At 38.4% G+C, this 2,802-nt stretch carries 2 protein-coding genes and 1 pseudogene; 1 reads left to right on the top strand and 2 read right to left on the bottom strand.

What is annotated here, in order from left to right:
• Positions 1-394, top strand: a pseudogene (locus tag KL866_RS12025) (hypothetical protein); the annotation flags it as partial.
• Here the strand turns inward: KL866_RS12025 and KL866_RS12020 are convergent.
• Positions 372-1,526 carry an MFS transporter gene (locus KL866_RS12020; protein WP_214995222.1) on the bottom strand — a complete coding sequence of 385 codons (1,155 nt, stop codon included), beginning with the start codon at positions 1,524-1,526 and terminating at the stop codon, positions 372-374. The pseudogene KL866_RS12025 and the gene KL866_RS12020 sit on opposite strands and share 23 nt — an antisense overlap.
• A gap of 75 nt (positions 1,527-1,601) precedes the next feature.
• Positions 1,602-2,135, bottom strand: a complete 534-nt coding sequence (locus KL866_RS12015) for an SRPBCC family protein (RefSeq protein ID WP_214995220.1) — start codon at positions 2,133-2,135, stop codon at positions 1,602-1,604.
• Between the last annotated feature and the right edge of the window lie 667 nt (positions 2,136-2,802).

Here is a 2,802-nt window from a genome sequence, read left to right as displayed (position 1 = left end):
ATATAGAAGACTATTTTCTAGTACTTTTAAAAACAGACCTGAAAGAGGTTTAATGCCTTTTAAAAGCCAAAGAATTAGTAGAAATAGCCGCAGCCTAAATTTCACTTTAAATAACTATTGTCATCTTCTAGATACCTCTATTAAGTTACTAATTGAAAAAGATTTAACAGTGCCACCACCGAAAGATACAAGCAAAATAGAAACAATTGGCTTGAGCCAACCTAAATGGATTCAGATTATTAGTGACTTTGAGAATATTTTCTCCTTTGCAGCCGGAGATACTGAATCCATGCAGAAATTTAAAGAAAACACTAACAGAAAGAGAATGGCCAAACTAACATCTACTACGCTTTTTTTTGACCTTAAATCATCTACTTTTCAGAAGGCAGGATAACTGTCGTAACGACTGCGACCAATAGCATGCCTGTCATGATATACACAATAGAAAATGGTAGAACAGGTGTTATGGCTGCATAAAGCGCACCAAATGACAACAAAATTATCCCTATTGCAGTATTAGAAAACCCAACAAGTTCAGTTCTCTCATGACCATTTTTAATATCTAAACTATATGTCTTTCTACCCGTCCGTACCCCAGTGTGAGAAATTGAAAGCAAAAAAAATAAAAGCGCTGACGTAATAATTGAAGCCGATTCCAGCCAAAGAAGCGCTCCACACGCACATAGCGCGAGCAACCCCGATATTTGGAGAGTTAACTTTGCACTTTTATCAGCAATTCTCCCCCAAATAATTGACGATAAAAGTGCGGCCGCAGCTTCAGCCGCAATGTAAATAGGAAGCAACTCTTTTGCATCTCCATTTCTTTCAATCATAAAATAGGGTGCAACAAGCGCTGAATGCACGAAGAGCCCCCTTACAAAAATGAATTTGTAAATGGTTTTGTCAAAGTTAACACTCAACAATTGACCTTTAGCGCTGTCGACGTTCACATTTGTCTTTACTGGCCACACACAAATCAATGTCAAAAGGAACGCAAGAAAACTTCCACTTAGAGTAAATAGAAGAACATCAGAAGAAAGAGAATCGTTAAAAACAACCAAAGGGATTGCGATTATAAATGTGACTACACCCGATACGGTAGACGCCGTTCCTATGAGATTTCCTCGCTTGCCCTTTTCTACAATATCTGCCTCCATGTCTTTCACTGTTAGTGAGCAAGCAGAGCGACCAAGGCTAAGGAATATCAAAGAAATAAGTATCACCGTTCCAGCAGTGAAGCCCGAAAGCAATATGACCGAAAACAAAATGCCAAGTACCGAAAATGCTTGAGTTGCCATACCGATACGCCAAACAATATGCCTTTGAGTGTGTTTGCGTAGATAAATGCTGATAAGCACTTGGGGAAGAAGTGCCCCGGACTCTCTAATTGGTACCAGCCAGCCCACCATCCATATTGGAGCACCAACACTTATAAGAACGGCTGTTAAAGTCGTTTTAGCTGAAATTAAAAGGTCTGCTAACTTGTTAAGCGACAGACCAGCGACAAGGAGATTTTTTTCAATCATGAACGATAAACACGTACCGTAATTTAATTTTTTGAATACGACGCTTATATGTTGTTAGATCGGAAGTTGCCCATATTAGCCATTGTTTTCAACTAAAACTTTGAGGTTTTCAAGCCCCATTTCAAAGTCGGGACCAATCATGCTGTCCATCATTAGGGCGAAATATTTGTTGATAGGGTTATTGTCCACCGAGCCTTCGTCTCTCCAGGTAACCAGAGAGCCACTGGCCGTAGCCTCAATCTCAACAACCCCTGATGAGCCCATGTCAAAATCAGGAAAATACAACCGATAGAGTACACGCTTATTATGCTCTAAATGCGTAATTTCCATTTCGCCATTCCCTTCTGTCTCGCTCTTCCATTCCGAGCGCATGCCAATTGCCCTATCAGGACCAGAATAATCAAGTTCAATATTAGGATCTCGTTTAAACCAAACGCCCCATTGTTGCCATTCCTTTAAATCTACGACGTACGGATAAATTTCCGATGGCTGTGCATCAATATTAACTTTCCTCTGAACACTATAATCATTTGGAATGAAAAAGCTTGTAACAACAAAAAGTAAAATTACGACACCAATCACAAGCAATAGCTTCTTTAATGCTTCCATCTGAGACTCCATATACAAATCAACCTCTAAAATATAACATTTAATTAACACATGTCACTTAAAGTTATGCTTAATTCTTTCGTTCAGATAACGTCATTTAAAAGTCTACATCATCATTTTCACCGAAATTCCAGACGTTTCTGCATACTCCTCATTAAAGCGATCTCAAATTTAGCTTTGTGAGTTCTTAGGCTACGTGTGCCTTTCACAAAATTACTACGTGGTATAAATGTTAGCATTTACTGCCCTTTTTAGGATTTTGAATATGTATCTACCAAAATGTAGTCTATTTTTTGATTTTTAAGATGGGTGTCTTTGGATAGTTGTTTGGAAGGTTCTTCGGATACTTTTCGATGATACTCACTTTGCCATAGCCTTAGCGTTACCATGGATGTCTTGTTAAAGAATTCCTTGCAATAACCTTGACGATAGGTTGGATGTCTCGTTAATGGTTTCTTTGCCATAGCCTTAGCGTTAGCATGGATGTCTTGTTAAAGAATTCTTTACTGCCCTTTTTAGGATTTTGAATATGTAGCTACCAAAATGTAGTCTATTTTTTGATTTTTAAGATGAGTGTCTTTGGATAGTTGTTTGGAAGGTTCTTCGGATACTTTTCGATGATATGCACTTTGCCATAGTCTTAGCGTTAGGTTGGATGTCTCGTTAA

The sequence above is a fragment of the Alteromonas sp. ALT199 genome (genome assembly GCF_018619335.1).
GTDB lineage: Bacteria > Pseudomonadota > Gammaproteobacteria > Enterobacterales > Alteromonadaceae > Alteromonas.
This window is presented reverse-complemented; position numbering and strand designations above follow the sequence as displayed.

Excerpts from the sequence above, each read along its gene's own strand:
- KL866_RS12020 (WP_214995222.1), bottom strand. The coding sequence starts at position 1,526 with ATGATTGAAAAAAATCTCCTTGTCGCTGGTCTGTCGCTTAACAAGTTA.
- KL866_RS12015 (WP_214995220.1), bottom strand. The coding sequence starts at position 2,135 with ATGGAAGCATTAAAGAAGCTATTGCTTGTGATTGGTGTCGTAATTTTA.